Source organism: Aminivibrio pyruvatiphilus (genome assembly GCF_004366815.1).
GTDB lineage: Bacteria > Synergistota > Synergistia > Synergistales > Aminobacteriaceae > Aminivibrio > Aminivibrio pyruvatiphilus.
The window spans coordinates 307,411-323,927 of sequence record NZ_SORI01000001.1; the positions used below are offsets into that span (position 1 = coordinate 307,411).

The window sequence follows — 16,517 nt, forward strand, 5'->3', positions numbered from 1 at the left end:
TCTGTGGTATTTTCCGGTATAGCAAAAATCAGGAAAAGGATCCTTCCCCTTCTGGCGGTTCTGCTGCTCTCCGCCGTTCCTGCGGCCGGGAGCGAGGCCATCAGGGAGGCGACGGAAATCCTCGAGCGCTGGACCTCTTTTCACTGGGGACGGGACTGCCTCGTCTGGATAGTCCATTACCCGGAGGAACTTGTTGACCCGTGGGTGGAGTCCGAAGCAGCCCGGGGCGGGATGTCCGAAGGGGAAAAGGAAGAATACAGGAGGGCTTTTGTCTCCGAACTCCGGATTTCCGAGACGGAACCCTTCCTTGTCACCATTTACGCCTTCGGCCCCCGCCCCCTGGACTTCGGAGGATTTGCGTCGGCCATCAGCCTGGTGAACAAAAACGGGGATAAGGCGGCTCCCCTGAGCTACGAACGGAAATTCGACCAGCCCGTGAGCGGGATCGTCCAGGGGCTGGTCTTCTTTCCGAAACAGACGGACAAGGAATTTTCCGTCGCCATGAGGCGCCTCGGCGTGGTGGAGGAACAACTCTTCAGCTTCCGCCGCGATGCGGGGGGAAACACCCCAGTGGCTTCCGTTCCCGAGGTGAGGGAGAAGGAAGTGGTGGTTGTGGAACTTCCCCCGGCCCCCCGGAAGGAGCCGCCGAAACCGAAACCCGTGAAGGAGCCTGAACCGCAGCAGGTGCTGCCCCCTCCGCCGGTACCTGCCCGGCCCATAGAGCTGGCGGAGCTGCAGCCCCAGCCTGCTCCGGAGCCCGTCAGACCCGATCCGCCAGAGGAACCGAAAAAGAACGTGATCTTCATCAGCCGGGACAAGACGCTGGAGCTTTTCATCGGCCACTGGATAGAAGGAAATACCGAGGCCATGTACGGTCTTCTCTCTTCGGCCACGAAGACGCTGCTGAACGAGGAGGAATTCCGAAGACAGGTGGCCTCCACGGGGCTCCGGGTATCCCTCCGGGACGGCTACAAGGTCCAGTGGCTCGACGGCGACCGGGCCAAGGTAGTCACCGCCCAGAAGATGCTGGTCTTCCGGACTCTGCGGAGCAAAAGCCTGTCCATGGTCAAAGAAGACAAAATCTGGAAAGTGACGTGGTAGAATCGTGTCGGATGCGCCGGTGAGAGAAACCAGCCCATGGAGAAAAAGGATACTCATCCTTCTGCTGATTCTGGGCATTGGGGGATACTTTGCGTTCGAGGTCATACAAGATGCTGCCCGTGACCTGAGCGAGGGGCGGATCCCCGCGGGAATACCCGATTCCATTCTCGAGAACATCACCATGGACCGGGAAATGAACGGTGACCTCTGGAAGGCGAATGTCGGAAAGGTCGAACGGGGAAAGGACTGGGCAAACCTGTTTTCCATCGATGTGGAAGTGCTGAGGGGAAACGGCCAGATCTGGACCCTGAAAGCGCCCAAGGGGCGGTACTTCGAGAAGAATATGCGGGCCGACATAACCGAGCCGAAGGGAACCATGACGGACGGCGGGATTCTTTTTCACTACAGGGCGCCCCTGGCCTCGTGGGACCAGAAGTCCAACAGCGTGGTTTTTTCCAGGGGGTTTGAAGCCTCGGGAGACCTCGGGCTGTTCGAAGCAGGACACATGACGCTTGTTCCCGGCGGAATTATGGAAGCCGACAAGGGAGCCACTCTGAAATGGTTCGACCAGGAGGGAAAACAATGAAACGAGGCTTTATCTTCATTTTTCTGTTCGCGGCCCTTTTCTTTGCCTGTGCCTTCCCGTCCGTGAGCCGGGCCGAGCCGAAGGGCGACATTACACTCGACGGAGACCGCGTAATCTTCGACCAGGCCAGCGGAATGGCCGAAGCCGAGGGGACGGTTCGTCTCAGACAGGACAACGTAAGGATTTTCTCCCACCGCATGGAGTATGACACGGTGAACCAGTTCGCCGTGGCAACCTCAAGGCCGGGAGAAGTGGTGACGGTGCTGTACGGCGGCAACCGCTTTACGGGAAAGACCCTTGAATACGACATGGATGCCGGGGAAGGCGTCCTCACCGATGCAACAGGAGATCTCCCTGCCGGGACAAGGGGTGGGACGGTCTATATCAGGGGGAAGAACCTCGAAGTGGTTCCCCTGAACTCAGCCCTCGAGAAGAAGTGGATTACGAAGCGTCACACCCGCCGGGTCAAGGACGAGGACCAGCAGGTCGCCAGATGGACCGACGCGTCCATGACCACCTGCCCCCTGCCGAAGACCCACTACCGCCTCATGACCAAACGCCTGGTGGTTATCCCCGGCGTCCGGGTCATCGCGAAGAACCCAAGGGTCTATATCGCCGAGAAGTTCCTCTTCTCCTACCCGTTCGACTACGTGGTGCCGCTCCACGGAGAGAAGGACTACCTGCTGGGCATATTCATTCCGAGCGTGGTGTACGATTCCGACAAGGGAGTCGGCTATGCCCTCACGGGGCCCTATGCCTGGGATACGGGGGAGGTGAACATGGCCTTCCGCTACTGGAGCAACATCGACTTCGAGGCCCGTGCGGGCCTGAGGCAGCGTTTCGGCAGGAATTTTTCCGTGTTCGCCAACATGGACTACTCCTGGGAGGAACTGGAAGAGGACGAGAGCGGTAAGAGCATCGGCGAGAAGAAGCACAGGCCGTCCTGGGGTTTTGATTACTCCCGGCAGGGATGGAATGCCAAAGTACTCTGGTCCCAGAGGGAGAACCTGGACATCGAGAAGCGGAACCAGGAGATCGACGGCGTCCAGCAGACGAGGAACTACCGGAATATGCTCCACCGGGAGCCTGAAATCACCATTTCGAGCCCGTGGTTTTCAGTGGGAGGAATGAAGGATTTCTCCTGGAGGGTCACGGGGCTGTGGGGAGAGTACGAAACGTCCAGGACGCGGCCGGGTGAGGCCCGAATAGGCACCAGGTCCGTCTGGGACGTGCAGGCCCAGTATATCGTCAAAACCGGGGACATCCGTCCTTTCTGGAGGGGGCAGTACCGGAAGTTTTCCTATTCCGGTTTCGACAACCCCACCGGCAGGCTCCAGGATCACCAGGAGACAACGAGCATGTGGCTGGGGTTCCGGACGCGGCTCGGCATGTTCGACTTCGCCAACGCATGGCACATCCAGAATGTCACGGGCCGCTCCCCCCTGGGGTGGGACCGGGCCGGCGACAGCGAAGTCTTCTACACGGAGCTGGGTTTTCCCGTGGGGCGCGACCTGTATCTTTCGGCCATGTCCACCTACAACATCAAAACCCACAACGTGAGCGAAGTGGCCTACCGGCTCATCCTGGACCACGACTGCAGCCGGTGGGAATTCATCTTCCGGGATGACCATCTCGCGAGCAACGATGACTGGATGACCCTCCGGTTCATGGTGAAAGCCTTCCCGGAGACGCCCCTGGCCTTCGGCGACAAAAAGCTCTCGAACCCCTTCCCCAACCAGGGCGAATTCAAGGGAAAAAAGCCTGAGGGGGTGCCTTCCCGCAGGCCGATCATGGAGGACGACTGGGGCGACGACGGCCTGACCTACAAATCCGACCCCACACAGCTGAAAGAGACAGGGGAGAACCCTGTCCCTTCAACCGGCGCCGATTCGGAAGAGGCTTCAGGCGAGGACGGAAATCTCCTTAATCCGTAAGTGCCTCACGCCCCGGGGAACCTTGACGTGCACCTCGTCGCCCACCTTCTTGTTGAGAAGGGCCTGTCCCACGGGGCTGGACGATGATATCTTGCTCGCCTTCGGGTCCGACTCTTCGGAGCCCACGATAGTGTAGGAGAATTCGGCGGAGTTGTTGATGTCCTGGATGGTGACCGTGGTTCCGAGGGTTACGCTGCTGTTGTCGATGGTGGAGGAGTCGAGGATCTTCGCCTTGCTGAGCTGGAATTCGAGGTATGATATGCGCGTCTCGAGTTTTGCCTGCTCTTCTTTCGCCGCGGCGTATTCGGCGTTCTCGCTGAGGTCCCCGAAGGACCTGGCCTCTTCGAGCTGGCGGGATATTTCCGCTCGTCCCGTGCTTCGGAGCTCCACGAGCTCCGCCATGAGCTTTTCGTATCCCTTCCGGGTCATGGTGGAGGGGCTGTCGCTGGTGTGATTGCTCAAACTTTCTACCTCCCGGTAACGTCCTCTGAGCGAGGCAAGGTTCATATTACGTTTGATATGGAATTCTAACAAAGAATTTTCTGTTCGGCAATATGGAAGGAAAGATTCCTCCTTCCCGCCGGAACTGAAACGGAGAAAGGTAAGGTGTTCCAATGGCGCGAGATTCAAGGAGCCGCAAGAAGAAAGCCTCCCCCTCGAAAAAAGACGGGAAGCTGCGGTATATACCCCTGGGCGGCCTGGGGGAAGTGGGTAAAAATATGTACGCCCTCGAGTACGAGGACTCCATCCTCGTGGTCGACTGCGGGCTCATGTTCCCCGACGACGAGATGTTCGGAATCGACTTTGTCATACCAGACATCGCCTATCTTGAAGAAAGAAAAGAGAAGATTGTGGGCATCGTGATCACTCACGGCCACGAGGACCATATCGGCGGCCTGCCCTTCATCCTGCCGAAGATTCCGTCCCCCCTCTACGGGACGAAACTCACCCTGGGCATGGTGGGAAACAAGCTCTCCGAATGGGCCCCCGCCTTCACTCCCGACTACCGGGAAATCCGGGCGGGTGAACGGGTGGAGATGGGCCCCTTCTCCGTGAGGTTCATTGCCGTGTGCCACTCCGTCCCCGACGGCGTGGGGCTGGCCATCGAAACTCCCGTGGGGACTGTGGTCCATACGGGGGACTTCAAGCTCGACCCCACGCCCATCGACGGCAGGCTGACCGACTATGCCGCTTTCTCCGAGGAAGGAAAGAAGGGCGTCCTCCTGCTGATGTCCGACTCCACCAACGTGGAGCGTCCCGGCTTCACACAGTCGGAGCATACTCTCTCCGGCACCATCGACAGGCTCTTCCGGCAGCACCGGTCGAGGCGCATCGTCATCTCCGCCTTTGCCAGCAACCTCCACCGGGTGCAGCAGGTGGTGGACGCCGCGGCCCGGTTCAACCGGAAGGTCGTCCTGGTGGGGCGGAGCATGGTCAAAAACGTGGATCTCGCCAGGGAGCTGGGCTACCTTCACGCCGACGACAAGACCATCGTGGACATCGAGGATATCGGGAAGGTCCCTCCGGGGTCGCTGGTGGTCATGACCACGGGCAGCCAGGGAGAGCCCTTTTCCGGCCTTGTCCTCATGAGCCGGGGAGAGCACCGGGTGATCACCCTTACGGAGAAGGACGTGGTGGCCATCTTCGCCACCCCCATCCCGGGAAACGAAAAGATGGTGAGCAGCACCATCAACCGGCTGTTCGCCTGCGGCTGCGAAGTGGTCTACGAAAAGGAGCAGGCCATCCACGTCTCCGGACACGCCGCCCAGGACGAGCTCCGGGTCATGCTCAACATGGTCCGGCCGAAGTTCTTCGTCCCCGTCCACGGGGAATACCGTCACCTCGTCCGCCACGCGAAGCTCGCCCGGGAGATGGGAGTGGCGCCCAAAAACGCCTTTGTCCTGCTGAACGGGGACGTGCTGACCCTGGAAAAGGACAAGGCCGTCGTGAAGGACCGGGTCCAGGCGGGGGGCATCATGGTGGACGGTATCGCCCTCGGCGAGATGCAGGGGAGCGTGCTGAAGGAGCGGAGGGAACTTGCCGAAGAGGGGACCGTGGCCGTCTCCCTCATCCTCACGGGCGAGGGGACCCTCGCCTCGCCTCCCGTCTTTGAAAGCAGGGGATTCCTTCACCTGGAGGATGCGGCGAAACTGAGGGAGGACCTGACGGTTTCGGTGGAAAAGGCGGTGGAATCCCTCGGGGCCAAGGCTGCTTCCGACAGGGAACTCCTCGAAACGCGGATAAAGGGCAGAATGCGGGATGCCCTCCGGCGGTTCGGAAGAGGGCGGCCCATGATCCTTCCCCTTGTCACCGTTCTCGGTGAAAAGCCGCTGCCCGAACGGCCCAGGGCCTCTTCCCAGGGCAGGGGGCGGAGGAGGAAAAGCTGATGGAAGCCCTTCCTGCAGTGTTCCTCGGGCTGGTCCAGGGAGTGACCGAGTTCCTCCCCGTGAGCAGCTCCGGGCATCTTGCCCTGTTCCAGCAGCTTTTCGGCATCGAGGAGGCGGCTCTCTCCTATAACCTTCTCCTTCATTTCGCCACCATGCTCGCCACCCTGGTCTTCTTCGGCAAGGACGTCGGCCTTCTCCTGTGCCAGTGGTGCAGGGGGTTCCTGTCCGCTGAAAACAGAACGGCGGAGGGATGGACCTTCGGCTGGGCCGTCATTGCCGGAACGGTGATCACCGGGGCGATAGGGCTTTCCCTGAAGCCTCTCGTGGAACGGGCCATGACCCTCCCCTGGGCAGTGGGGACCGGACTCCTGGTCACTGCAGCTGTCCTCTGGTACGGTTCGTCCCTCGCCACCGACCTCTGCGGCCGGCCCGTGACCCCGGCCAGGGGGGTCATGGTGGGGATCGTGCAGGGGATTGCGGTCCTGCCGGGCATTTCCCGGTCCGGGTCCACCATTGTCGCAGGCATGAAGACGGGACTCTCCGCCCCGTCCGCATTCCGGTTTTCATTCCTTCTCTCCCTGCCCGCCATTTTCGGGGCGACCCTGCTGGAGATGAAGGATCTTCTCCAGGTTCCGGACTGGTCCTCCACCCTGCCCTCAGGCTGGGCCGCAGGAACCGCCGCCGCCTTTTTCTCCGGCCTCGTCTCCCTGGCGGTGCTCCGCAGGCTGGTCACCCGGGGGAAATGGCGCCCCTTCGCCATCTACTGCGCCCTCGTCGGTTTTCTGGCGCTGGCGCTCTCCCTGGGGAGGTAACGGCATGGCCGCCTCGTCTTCCGCGAGATGGTGGATCATCATCGCTTCCCTTGTCCTCGGGTCTCTTCTCGGGGTGTATCTCCAGCGGTTTGCCTTGACCGGGCCTTATTTCAGGGATATTCTTTCAACCGGCTTCAACGTGCCGGAGGTTAACCTTGCCTTTGCCGACTTCGGGTTCCGCTTTTCCCTGAGGTGCAACCTCGGAACCCTCATTGGGGGCGTCTTCGGACTATGGGCCGCCCGCTAGAACTGGTCCTCGCCTCGGGGAGTCCGAGACGAAGGGAGCTGCTCTCCTCCCTCGGATGGACCTTCTCCGTCCTTGTGCCGTCCGTGGACGAGTCCCTTCTGCCCGGAGAAAGCCCCGGGGAGGCTGTGAAGCGCCTTTCCCGGGAAAAGGCGGAGACTGCCGCAAAAGAGTGCCCCGGCAGGTGGGTCGTGGCGGCGGACACGGTGGTGGCTATCGGGGACAGGATACTGGGGAAACCGTCCAGCAGGGAGGAAGCCCTTGAGATGCTCACTGTGCTGAACGGCAGGACCCATTCGGTCTTCACGGGAGTTACCGTGGATTCCCCCCGTGGAAAGGAAACTGCCGCCGAGAGGACCGACGTGGTCTTCCGGGAGCTTCCCGAAGACGCCCTCAGGGCCTACGCGGCGAGCGGCGAGGGAGACGACAAGGCCGGGGCCTATGCCATCCAGGGACTTGGAGCCCTCCTCGTGGATTCCATCAGGGGAGATTATTTCAACGTGGTGGGCCTGCCCCTGTGCAGGCTCAGCAGAATGCTTGAATCCCTCGGCTTTTCACTGGCCGATCAATGGAGGAAAACGCCATGAAGAAGAGAATATTCCCTCCCGAAGGAGCCCGTATCAACCTGGGACTCTGCGTCGTGCTCGCCCTGTTCCTCCTTTCATCCGCGGCACTGCTGCCCCGCATGGGTGCAGAGCGGGCATCCCGGAACGCGGGCATTGTCCTTGACTTCCGGGACGTGGCCTCCCTTGCGGCGTCCACCGGCAGAAATGCGGAGGGGGCCTGGGGAGAAATGGCCGGGAAGGGCGCCACGGGACTGATGATCTCCGAGCTTACGGGCACCCAGCTCTCCCTCGGCGTTCTGCCCCTCTATTACGGTCCCGCTTCGGGGCTGCCCGATGCTGCGAGGAAGGCCCTGTCCGCCCCGCTTTCCTCCGCGGCTCTCTTTTTTCCGAAGACGTTCCCCGCCGGCCGGAAGGCCCTGCCCTACCTTGCGGCCCGTTTCCCCGGGATGCGGACGGCGGAAGCCGACGGAGGCACGGCGGTCCATCTTCCCCGTACCCTGGAAGAACTGTTCCTGACCGGAGTTCTTCCCGACATGGACGGCCTTCTCCTGGCTGAAAAACTGCAGATTCCCGTATTCTACCGGATCGCCCCCGCTCTTCCCCGGGACACTGCCCCGTCGGTCTCCGCCCTTGACAAGCTTCTCGCTGATTTCCCGTCCATCCGCACTCTCGCCCCCGCAGGGGAGACGGCCATCGGCTTTCCCGACCTGAGGCCCCTCGCCGGAGCGGTGAGGAAAGCGGGCCGGTCCGTGGCGGTGGTGGAGTTTTCACGGCAGCTCGGCGCCCCCCAGCTCAACTGGCTTGTCTTTCCCTCCCTGCTGCCCCTTCACAGCGTGACCCACGAAGAACTCCTGAGCAGGAACATCTCCCGGGCCGCCCTGTTCGAACGGCTTCTCCGGGCAGTCAAGGAGCGGTCCGTCCGCCTGCTCGTCTTCCGTCCTTCCGCCATGGAATCCTCCGCCGATCCCTACGGCACTTTCCTCAGCGAGCTGGGTGACCTCTCGGCGGGACTTACGGCCCACGGCATCGCCGTCACCTGGCCTGAACCCTTCTCGCCCTGGAGGACGGGGATAATCGGCGCCGCTGCCCTGGCTCTCGCCTTTGTCTACTCCCTGCTCCGGTACCTCCAGCGGTTTTTTCTTTTCTCCGGAGATGATGGCCGTGAGCGGACAACCAGAGTATCGCGAAAAGGAGCCCTTCTTCTCGGCGCTCTCGTTCTCGTGACGGCCCTCGCGGTCCGTTTCGTTCCCCCGGCGGCCCGGATCATCGGGGCCCTGGCCGCGGTGTTCGTGGTCACCGAGGCGTCCTTCCTCGCCCTTGACGGCTGGCGGCGCCCATGGGCAGGGCTCGTGGGGAGCTTCCTGTTCGCCGTGGCCGGCGGACTGGCCATCGCCGCCTTCTTCAGCGAACCCGTCTATATGCTTCGCCTCCGGGCCTTTTCCGGCGTCAAGGCGACCCTCTTTCTTCCGCCGCTCCTGGTGCTGCTCGCCGATCTCAGGCGCAGGGAACATCCCGAGTCCCTGGGAGAAATATTCCGCCGTCCCCCTCTCTGGGGGGAACTCTTCCTCATCGGCATTCTCCTGGCCGGAGCGGGACTGGTTCTCTTCCGCAGCGACAACGTCCAGTTCGTGCCCGCCTTCGAGGTCCGCATGAGGGAATTCCTCGAGCGCATCCTCGTGGCCCGGCCCAGGAACAAGGAGATCTTCCTCGGGTACCCGGCGCTGCTGCTCTGGTACTACGTCCGCAAGGCCGATATCTGGCCCCGGTACAGGGAAGTGCTCCGGATGGCCACGGTCCTCGGCTTTTCGTCGGCGGTGAACAGCTTCTGCCATTTTCATACGCCCCTCTATTTCATTCTCTTCAGGCAATTTAACGGATTGTGGACGGGAGTCCTCGTGGGTATGATGGGAATCGTTCTTCTTCGGTTCGTGATTCTTCCCCTATGGGAGAAGTACGGGAGGATGGTGACGGAGTGAACCGGCGCTACCGCGCTGTACTCTGCGGCTATTACGGATTCGGCAACCTGGGGGACGAGCTTCTTGCCTCGGCCCTTGTGGATGCGTTTGAAAAAAACGGCGTTCCGAGGGAGGAACTTGCCATACTCTCCGCGTCTCCCGAGGATACGGTGAGATCCCTCTCCATCCGGGCCGTGAACCGGTGGAAAACGACGGAGGTTTTCCGGCTTCTCCGGGAGAGCGATACTCTCCTTCTCGGCGGAGGAGGTCTCTTTCAGGACGTCACGAGCGTCAGGTCCTCCGCCTATTACTGGGGGATGATCCGCCTCGCGTCCCTTGCGGGCGCCCTGCCCTGGGCGGTAGGGCAGTCGGTGGGGCCGTTCCGTACCCTGTCGGGGATGTTCTTTGCCCGGAATGCCCTGGGGAAATGTGCCCTCAGAAGCGTCCGGGACGAACGGTCCGGCGCGTTGCTGAACTCCTGGGGGCAGAAGACCTCCAGGTCACCGGACCCGGTGTTTCTCCTGGGTCAGCATTCCTCATGCAGCGAGCGGAGGGAGGGTCATTTCCTGGTGAACATCCGGCCCTGGGGGGGAAGCCTGCCGCTCCGCACGGTGACGAAGGCCGCCAGGATGGCCGCAGAGAAAAAGCTGCCTGTGGTCGGAGTGGGTCTCTCCGCGGAGGATGTGGTCCTCATGGAGCGGCTTGCCGGAAGCCGGATCTTCCGCCCGGAGAGAATCATCCTGCTCTCGGCGACGAACTGGCGCACAGAATCGGAGCCGCTCTTCTGCAACGCCGCCGGCGCGGTATCCATGCGGTACCATTTTGCCCTTCTCGCCCTTCTCTCCGGCGTTCCCCTGAGCCTCTCGGCCTATGACCCGAAGGTGGAGGAGTTTGCCGCCGAATGGAAACTTCCCGTGTGGAAGGGGGAGGGACCGCTTCCGCACCCTGCCGTGTCGCCGGAACAGGAGAAGACCGCCTATCGGGCGGAGCTCTTCCTCGAAGAATTCAGCCGGATGTGGAACGAAGCCCGGCGGCTCGTACTCAGAAAGGGGACTGGTCGTTCATGACCCCGGAAACGGATATTCTTGCTGAACAGGCTTGCGCGGTCCGGAGGGACGTGGTCCGGATGATCGGCGTTGCCCGGTCGGGCCACCTGGCCTCTTCCCTCTCCATAGTGGATCTTCTTGTCTGGCTGTACTGGGAGGTTCTTTCCCTGCGGGCGGACGAACCGTCCTGGGAGGAAAGGGACCGGTTTGTCCTCGGGAAGGGGCATGGATGCCCCGCCCTGTACGCCGTCCTGGCCAACAGGAGCTTCTTCCCCCGGGAAGAGCTGTGGAGCTACCGCCGCCTCGGCGCCATGCTGCAGGGGTTTCCGGAATTCCGCAGGACCCCCGGCGTGGACGCCCCCGGCGGGTCTCTCGGCCAGGGGCTCGGCCTCGCTAACGGGCTGGCCCTTGCCCTGAGGGAAAAAACTTCCGCTCCGTCGGTCTACTGCCTTGTGGGAGACGGGGAGCTCCAGGAGGGAGTCTTCTGGGAGTCGGCCATGACCTCCGCCCATTTCTCCCTGGACAGTCTGCTGCTCCTTGTGGACAGGGACGGTCGGCAGATGGAGGGGGCCACAGAGGACATCATGTCCCTTGAGCCCCTCCGGGAGAAGTTTCTCGCCTTCGGCTGGGCCGTTGAGGAGTGCGACGGCCATGACTTCGCCTCCATGAGGGAGGCTCGTGCCCGTCTCGGCTCCCGCCGGGGAAAGCCGGGATGCATCGTGGCGAAAACCGTGCTTGGAAAGGGAGTTTCCTTCCTCGAGAACGACCCCTCCGGAGGACGGATGGTCCTTGGACGGGATTTTATGGACAAGGCCCTCCGGGAACTCGAGAAAGGAGGGGACTGACCTATGCCGGCCCCTGAAAGAAGCACCAGGGACGCCTACGGGCAGGCGCTGATCGAACTCGCCGCAGCAGACCCTTCGGTGGTTGCCGTTGACGGCGACGTGGGATCCGCCACCCGGGCGGCGAGGTTTTCCGCCCTGCATCCCCGCAGGGTATTCAACGTGGGCATGGCGGAGCAGGACATGATCCTCACCGCTGCCGGACTGGCCCTCGGAGGAAAGAACGTCTACGTGTCCTCCTACGCGTCCTTTCTCGTGGGGCGGGGATACGAGCAGATCCGGTCCGCCGTGGCCATTCCCGCTCTTCCCGTGAAGATCGTTGGAAGCCACTGCGGAGTTACCGTGGGAGAGGACGGCGCATCCCACCAGATGCTCGAAGATCTTGCCCTCATGAGGGCTTTCCCCGACATGACCGTCCTTGTTCCTGCCGATTACGTCTCCGCCCTCGGGCTGCTCAAAAACGCGGTATCCTCCCGTGGCCCTGTGTATATCAGGCTCGGCCGGGCCCCGGTTCCGGACGTCTACGCCGACGGGGATGAAGGCTTTGTTCCCGGCGGGGGAAGGGTGCTCCGGGAGGGAACGGAAGTGACGGTCTGCTGTTGTGGTATCATGGTTTCCGAGGCGCTCCGGGCTGCGGAAGTGCTGGCGCGGCAGAACATCAGCGCCGAGGTGATCGACTGCTACAGTGTATCGCCCCTTCCTGCCCAGATCATCCTCGATTCTGTCCACAGGACGGGATGCTGCGTCACCGCCGAGGAGCATTTCGCCCGGGGCGGCCTGGGCGAAGCGGTCGCCTCCCTCGTGAGCGGCGCCTACCCCGTCCCGGTGAAGCCGGTCGCGGTATTCGACAAGTTCGGCCAGAGCGGTTCGCCGGCCGAGCTGCAGGAATATTACGGCCTGACGGCATCCCAGATCGTGAGTTCCGCAGTGCAGGCCTGGACCATGCGCAGGAGGTAAGAAATGGATATTCGCCTGGCAGGAGTCACCAAGGTATTCGAACCCGACATTGTCGCCCTTGAGGACATTTATCTCTCCATCGACAAGGGGGAGTTCGTCTACCTTGTGGGAACCACAGGCTCGGGAAAGACCACCCTCCTCCGGCTCATCTCCCGGGAGTACCTTCCCACCAGGGGGCAGATCACCGTGGGGGACGTGAATCTGCGGAAGATAGGCCGGGGCCAGCTTCCCTTCTACAGGAGGGACGTGGGGGTCGTCTTCCAGGACTACAAGCTGCTGCCCAACCTGACCGTGTTTGAAAACGTGGCCTTTGTGCTGGAGGCCATGGGCATTCCCCCGAGGGTCGTGCAGAACAGGGCCAACGAAGTGATCGACCAGGTAGGGCTGTGGAGACGGCGGTTCCTCAAGCCTCCCCAGCTTTCAGGGGGAGAACAGCAGCGGGTCGCCATCGCCAGGGCCATGGCGAACTCCCCGTCCATCTTCCTCGCCGATGAGCCCACCGGAAACCTCGACCTCCGGACGTCCGAAGAAATAATGCGCCTTCTCCTTTCCATCAATGCCGCAGGAACCACCGTTCTCGTGGCCACCCACGACCAGTATCTCGTCGATGCCTACCGCCAGCGCCTCGTGGAGCTCCACAACGGACGGCTCAAGCGCGACGAGAGGAGAGGGAGGTATTTCATCGATGGCGAGCTTTAAATATGCCCTGCGGGACACCTTCCGGCTCATCTGCCGCCACTGGGGACTGAGCATCCTTACCCTCATCACCGCGGCCTCGGTGCTCTACATCCTCGGCTTTACCGCCCTTTTCGCCCTGAACGTGCGGCACATGGTCTCCCGGATCGAGGGCGGGCTGGTGGTACAGGTCTACATGAAGAAGGGCGAAAAACCTGACGACGTCTTTGCCAGGGTGAAGGCAAACCCCACGGTCACCAGCATACGGGCCATTTCTCCCGAGGAGGCCCTTGACAGGCTCCGGGCCAAGCTGGGGAACCAGGCCAGGGCCGTTACCCTCATGGGGGAGAACCCCCTGCCGTGGAGCCTGGAGATCCAGGTCCAGCGGGCGGAGCACATTACTCCCCTCGTCCGGGATCTCGTGGTCTTTCCCTCCGTGGAGGAAGTGATCTACTCGGGCAAGCTGGTGGAGCGCCTTTCCACCATCTCCAGGGCGTCGGCGGCGGTATCGGCAACCATCCTCGTCCTTGCGGTGATCATCAGCGCCCTGGTGATTTTCAACACCATCCGGATTGCCATCTATTCCAGAAAGGAAGAAATCGAGGTGATGCTCCTTATCGGGGCCACCAAGACCTACATTTCCCTTCCCTTCGTTATTCAGGGAATGTTCCTCGGCGCAGGGGGGGCCCTTCTGGCCGTGGCGGGCCTCTGGGCCACCTACGCGTCGGCGGTGAACGCCGTGCGTTCGACCCTCGCGTTTCTTGATATAATTGTCAACCAGCAGGTCCTGCTCCAGTTCTTTCTCCTTCTCTTTGCCACTGGTGCGACCATGGGCTGGATGTGCAGCTGGCTCGCCGTGAGCCGCTTTACGTCGAGGGCGCTTCGCCCCCGCTGACTCCGACGAAGGGAGCTGACCACAGTGAAGACCGCACGAACAGCCTGTTTTCTCCTTGCGATCGCCCTTTTTCTCGCCTCCGCCGGCCCCCTTCCCGGTGCCTCCGGCCTTGACAGCAGGATAGCCCAGGAAGAGGCCAGGATGAGAATCCTGGAAAAGCAGATTTCCGAGCACCAGAAGCGGGCAAAGCAGATGGGGGAGAAGGAGAAGGGTGTGCTCACCCAGCTCAATTCCCTGGACCAGAAGAAGAAGGTGACGGAACAAAGGATACGGGTGCTCGAACTGAAGCTTGAAAAAGTGAAAAACACCATCTCCAACCTCAGGGCGGAAGTCCGGCTGACGGAGCAGGAGCTCGCGGAGATGATGCACGTCTTTGAAAACCGTCTCGTGGACATTTACAAGTACGGCGGCGTGGCGGAATTCAACCTTCTTCTTTCCTCCACCACGGCCCACGAGGCCATGGAAACCTCCTACCTGCTGAACCGCATCGCCCTCCAGGACCAGGCCATGATCAGCGGAATGCTCGAAAAGAAGGACCGCCTGCTTCAGGCGGCCGCCCAGATGGAGCAGCAGGAGAAGGAACTTGCCGTCAACACCTCCCATCTCGGCAAAGAGAGGAAAACTTTCCGGGAAGAGATCAACAAGAGCAACGCCTTTCTCGGCCAGGTGAGGCAGGAGAGGGCCCTCCACGAGCAGGCGGTGAAGGAGCTGCAGCAGTCCCAGAAGGAAATCCAGCAGACCGTGACGGCCCTCATGAGGAAAAAGCGGGATGAAGAGTCCCGGGACAGGGGGCGCTCCGCCCAGTACACCTATCTTCCTTCGGGAGGGCAGCTCTCCTGGCCTGTCCAGGGGCAGATCAGCAGCACCTTCGGCACAAGGGTCCATCCTGTGTTCAAGACGAAGATGATGCATACCGGGATCGACATCCGTGCCCCCAGGGGAACCCCGGTGAGGGCCGCCGGACCCGGCGAGGTGCTGTTCGCAGGTTGGCTGAGAGGGTACGGCCAGGTGATTATCATAGACCACGGCAATAATCTCTCATCCGTCTACGCTCACCTTTCAAGCATGTCGGTCCGGGAGAGCGCGGCGGTAAAAAAGGGACAGACCATCGGGTCAGTGGGGAGCACGGGAACGGCCACGGGCGCCCACCTTCATTTCGAGGTGCGCGTCGGCGGCGATGCCAGGGATCCCATGCGGTATCTGAGAAAATAGAAAAGGAGAAGGACAATGTCCGAACAAAAAACACACTTTCGAAAAAGAGTTCGGGACTGGCTCGGAGGCATCGTTCTCGGAGCGGCTGCAGCGGGGCTCATCGTGGCTGCGGGTGCGGCCGACCTCGGCGACTTCGAGCGGATCGCCCCCTTCAACCCCCAGGCCATGTGGCTCATGAAACAGGCCCGGGCCATCATAGAGACCTACCAGGTGGATTCCGCCGAGAAGCCCGCCGATGAAGACAAGCTCCTCTACGGCGCCATCAAGGGGATGGTGGAGGCCTGGGGGGATCCCTACACCCGTTTCGTTGACCCCGGCCAGCTCAAGGAAGAGGAAATCGAGATGGAAGGGGAGTACGGGGGGCTCGGGATATACATCGGCCAGCGGGACGGAAAAACCCTGGTCATCAGCCCTATCGAGGATACCCCCGCAGACCGGGTGGGCCTCAAGCCCCAGGACCAGATCGTGAAGATAGAGGACGAGATTATCCTCGGCTGGGATTCCCAGCAGGTGGTGAAGCGCCTTCGGGGCAAACCGGGTACCTCGGTGACCATCTGGGTCCGCCGGGAAGGCGAGGAGGAGCTCCTGAAGTTCGAGATTGTCCGGGAGAACATCAAGCTTATCTCCGTCCGCTCCGAGATGATAGACAAGAACCTGGGGTACGTGAAGATCACCCAGTTCAAGCAGAAGACCGCCCAGGAAGTGCGGAGCGCCTTCTCCGCACTGATGAAGGACGGTGCGAAGGGGTTCGTGCTGGATCTCCGGAACAACGGCGGCGGCCTCCTCAACGGAGCGGTGGAGATATGCGACATGTTCCTCAACGGCGGTCTGGTGGTCGGAATGAAGGGACGGGTGGATCGGGCCAACGATGAAATCTACGCCAACCCGGGCACCTTGACGAGCCTGCCCATGGTGGTGCTTATCAACGAGGGAAGCGCTTCGGCCTCCGAGATCGTTGCGGGCGCCCTTTCCGACCGCGGCCGGGCTGTCTCGGTGGGAAAGAAGACCTTCGGCAAGGGATCGGTGCAGACCCTGTTCAACCTTACGGACGGATCGGGGCTCTACGTGACTATCGCCCGGTATCACACTCCTTCGGGGAAGGTGATCGACCACGTGGGACTGGAGCCGGACATCGTGGTCGAAGGCGAAGTCACCCGGGAGAAGGACAAGGACGAGCAGCTCAAGCGGGCCCTGGAAGAGCTCCGGAACATCATCTCCGGTAAAAGTTCTCCTGCGGTGAAACTGCCGAAGGCATCCTGAGAGCAGGACGGCTGAGTTTTGAAACACGGAAAAGACCTTCGGGGT

Annotated in this window: 16 protein-coding genes; 15 read left to right on the forward strand and 1 reads right to left on the reverse strand. The window is 61.7% G+C overall.

The annotated features are described in order from the left end of the window. The first annotated feature begins 3 nt into the window (after nucleotides 1-3). From C8D99_RS01340 to C8D99_RS01350, 3 genes are read left to right on the forward strand one after another with little or no spacing between them, the layout of a single operon-like run. Nucleotides 4-1,101: a hypothetical protein gene (locus tag C8D99_RS01340; RefSeq protein WP_133955546.1), complete on the forward strand. Its 1,098-nt coding sequence runs from the start codon at nucleotides 4-6 to the stop codon at nucleotides 1,099-1,101. A 4-nt stretch (nucleotides 1,102-1,105) separates the two neighbouring features. Beyond that, on the forward strand, nucleotides 1,106-1,687 hold the full coding sequence (locus C8D99_RS01345; RefSeq protein WP_208321029.1) for a hypothetical protein: 582 nt from the start codon (nucleotides 1,106-1,108) through the stop codon (nucleotides 1,685-1,687). After that, entirely contained in the window at nucleotides 1,684-3,621 is a 1,938-nt protein-coding gene (locus C8D99_RS01350) for an LPS-assembly protein LptD (RefSeq protein ID WP_133955550.1), read from the forward strand. The genes C8D99_RS01345 and C8D99_RS01350 overlap by 4 nt, the downstream gene beginning before the upstream one ends. Here the strand turns inward: C8D99_RS01350 and greA are convergent. Beyond that, nucleotides 3,589-4,050, reverse strand: a complete 462-nt coding sequence (gene greA / locus C8D99_RS01355) for a transcription elongation factor GreA (RefSeq protein ID WP_133955777.1) — start codon at nucleotides 4,048-4,050, stop codon at nucleotides 3,589-3,591. The two genes, C8D99_RS01350 and greA, sit on opposite strands and share 33 nt — an antisense overlap. Before the next feature lie 185 nt (nucleotides 4,051-4,235). Between greA and C8D99_RS01360 the strand changes: the two genes are divergently transcribed. From C8D99_RS01360 to C8D99_RS01415, 12 genes are read left to right on the forward strand one after another with little or no spacing between them, the layout of a single operon-like run. After that, nucleotides 4,236-6,008, forward strand: coding sequence for a ribonuclease J (locus tag C8D99_RS01360; RefSeq protein WP_133955552.1), 1,773 nt, complete (start codon nucleotides 4,236-4,238; stop codon nucleotides 6,006-6,008). Then, the gene (locus C8D99_RS01365; RefSeq protein WP_133955554.1) at nucleotides 6,008-6,820 is read left to right on the forward strand and encodes an undecaprenyl-diphosphate phosphatase; all 813 of its coding nucleotides are present in this window, start codon (nucleotides 6,008-6,010) and stop codon (nucleotides 6,818-6,820) included. The genes C8D99_RS01360 and C8D99_RS01365 overlap by 1 nt, the downstream gene beginning before the upstream one ends. 4 nt (nucleotides 6,821-6,824) lie before the next feature. After that, the gene (locus C8D99_RS01370) at nucleotides 6,825-7,067 is read left to right on the forward strand and encodes a hypothetical protein (RefSeq protein ID WP_133955556.1); all 243 of its coding nucleotides are present in this window, start codon (nucleotides 6,825-6,827) and stop codon (nucleotides 7,065-7,067) included. Then, nucleotides 7,052-7,651, forward strand: coding sequence for a Maf family protein (locus C8D99_RS01375; RefSeq protein WP_133955558.1), 600 nt, complete (start codon nucleotides 7,052-7,054; stop codon nucleotides 7,649-7,651). Before C8D99_RS01370 ends, C8D99_RS01375 begins: the two co-directional genes overlap by 16 nt. Further along, the gene (locus tag C8D99_RS01380; protein WP_133955560.1) at nucleotides 7,648-9,606 is read left to right on the forward strand and encodes a DUF5693 family protein; all 1,959 of its coding nucleotides are present in this window, start codon (nucleotides 7,648-7,650) and stop codon (nucleotides 9,604-9,606) included. The genes C8D99_RS01375 and C8D99_RS01380 overlap by 4 nt, the downstream gene beginning before the upstream one ends. Next, the gene (locus C8D99_RS01385) at nucleotides 9,603-10,652 is read left to right on the forward strand and encodes a polysaccharide pyruvyl transferase family protein (RefSeq protein WP_166669945.1); all 1,050 of its coding nucleotides are present in this window, start codon (nucleotides 9,603-9,605) and stop codon (nucleotides 10,650-10,652) included. The genes C8D99_RS01380 and C8D99_RS01385 overlap by 4 nt, the downstream gene beginning before the upstream one ends. Then, nucleotides 10,649-11,476 (forward strand): transketolase, encoded by an 828-nt coding sequence (locus C8D99_RS01390; protein ID WP_133955564.1) that lies wholly within the window; start codon nucleotides 10,649-10,651, stop codon nucleotides 11,474-11,476. The genes C8D99_RS01385 and C8D99_RS01390 overlap by 4 nt, the downstream gene beginning before the upstream one ends. A 3-nt stretch (nucleotides 11,477-11,479) precedes the next feature. Beyond that, entirely contained in the window at nucleotides 11,480-12,430 is a 951-nt protein-coding gene (locus C8D99_RS01395; protein WP_133955566.1) for a transketolase family protein, read from the forward strand. 3 nt (nucleotides 12,431-12,433) lie between these two features. Next, nucleotides 12,434-13,129, forward strand: a complete 696-nt coding sequence (locus tag C8D99_RS01400) for a cell division ATP-binding protein FtsE (protein ID WP_133955568.1) — start codon at nucleotides 12,434-12,436, stop codon at nucleotides 13,127-13,129. Beyond that, nucleotides 13,116-14,000, forward strand: coding sequence for a cell division protein FtsX (locus C8D99_RS01405; RefSeq protein WP_133955570.1), 885 nt, complete (start codon nucleotides 13,116-13,118; stop codon nucleotides 13,998-14,000). The genes C8D99_RS01400 and C8D99_RS01405 overlap by 14 nt, the downstream gene beginning before the upstream one ends. A 24-nt stretch (nucleotides 14,001-14,024) precedes the next feature. Further along, nucleotides 14,025-15,212, forward strand: coding sequence for a murein hydrolase activator EnvC family protein (locus tag C8D99_RS01410; protein ID WP_133955572.1), 1,188 nt, complete (start codon nucleotides 14,025-14,027; stop codon nucleotides 15,210-15,212). Nucleotides 15,213-15,227: 15 nt separating this feature from the next. After that, a complete protein-coding gene (locus C8D99_RS01415) occupies nucleotides 15,228-16,472 on the forward strand; it encodes a S41 family peptidase (protein WP_133955574.1) in 1,245 nt (414 codons plus the stop codon). The last annotated feature ends 45 nt before the right edge of the window (nucleotides 16,473-16,517 follow it).

Bases quoted from the DNA above. Each gene is read 5' to 3' on its own strand.
- C8D99_RS01350 (WP_133955550.1), top strand. From the start codon at position 1,684: ATGAAACGAGGCTTTATCTTCATTTTTCTGTTCGCGGCCCTTTTCTTT.
- greA (WP_133955777.1), bottom strand. From the start codon at position 4,050: ATGACCCGGAAGGGATACGAAAAGCTCATGGCGGAGCTCGTGGAGCTC.
- C8D99_RS01360 (WP_133955552.1), top strand. From the start codon at position 4,236: ATGGCGCGAGATTCAAGGAGCCGCAAGAAGAAAGCCTCCCCCTCGAAA.
- C8D99_RS01365 (WP_133955554.1), top strand. From the start codon at position 6,008: ATGGAAGCCCTTCCTGCAGTGTTCCTCGGGCTGGTCCAGGGAGTGACC.
- C8D99_RS01370 (WP_133955556.1), top strand. From the start codon at position 6,825: ATGGCCGCCTCGTCTTCCGCGAGATGGTGGATCATCATCGCTTCCCTT.
- C8D99_RS01375 (WP_133955558.1), top strand. From the start codon at position 7,052: ATGGGCCGCCCGCTAGAACTGGTCCTCGCCTCGGGGAGTCCGAGACGA.
- C8D99_RS01380 (WP_133955560.1), top strand. From the start codon at position 7,648: ATGAAGAAGAGAATATTCCCTCCCGAAGGAGCCCGTATCAACCTGGGA.
- C8D99_RS01390 (WP_133955564.1), top strand. From the start codon at position 10,649: ATGACCCCGGAAACGGATATTCTTGCTGAACAGGCTTGCGCGGTCCGG.
- C8D99_RS01395 (WP_133955566.1), top strand. From the start codon at position 11,480: ATGCCGGCCCCTGAAAGAAGCACCAGGGACGCCTACGGGCAGGCGCTG.
- C8D99_RS01400 (WP_133955568.1), top strand. From the start codon at position 12,434: ATGGATATTCGCCTGGCAGGAGTCACCAAGGTATTCGAACCCGACATT.
- C8D99_RS01405 (WP_133955570.1), top strand. From the start codon at position 13,116: ATGGCGAGCTTTAAATATGCCCTGCGGGACACCTTCCGGCTCATCTGC.
- C8D99_RS01415 (WP_133955574.1), top strand. From the start codon at position 15,228: ATGTCCGAACAAAAAACACACTTTCGAAAAAGAGTTCGGGACTGGCTC.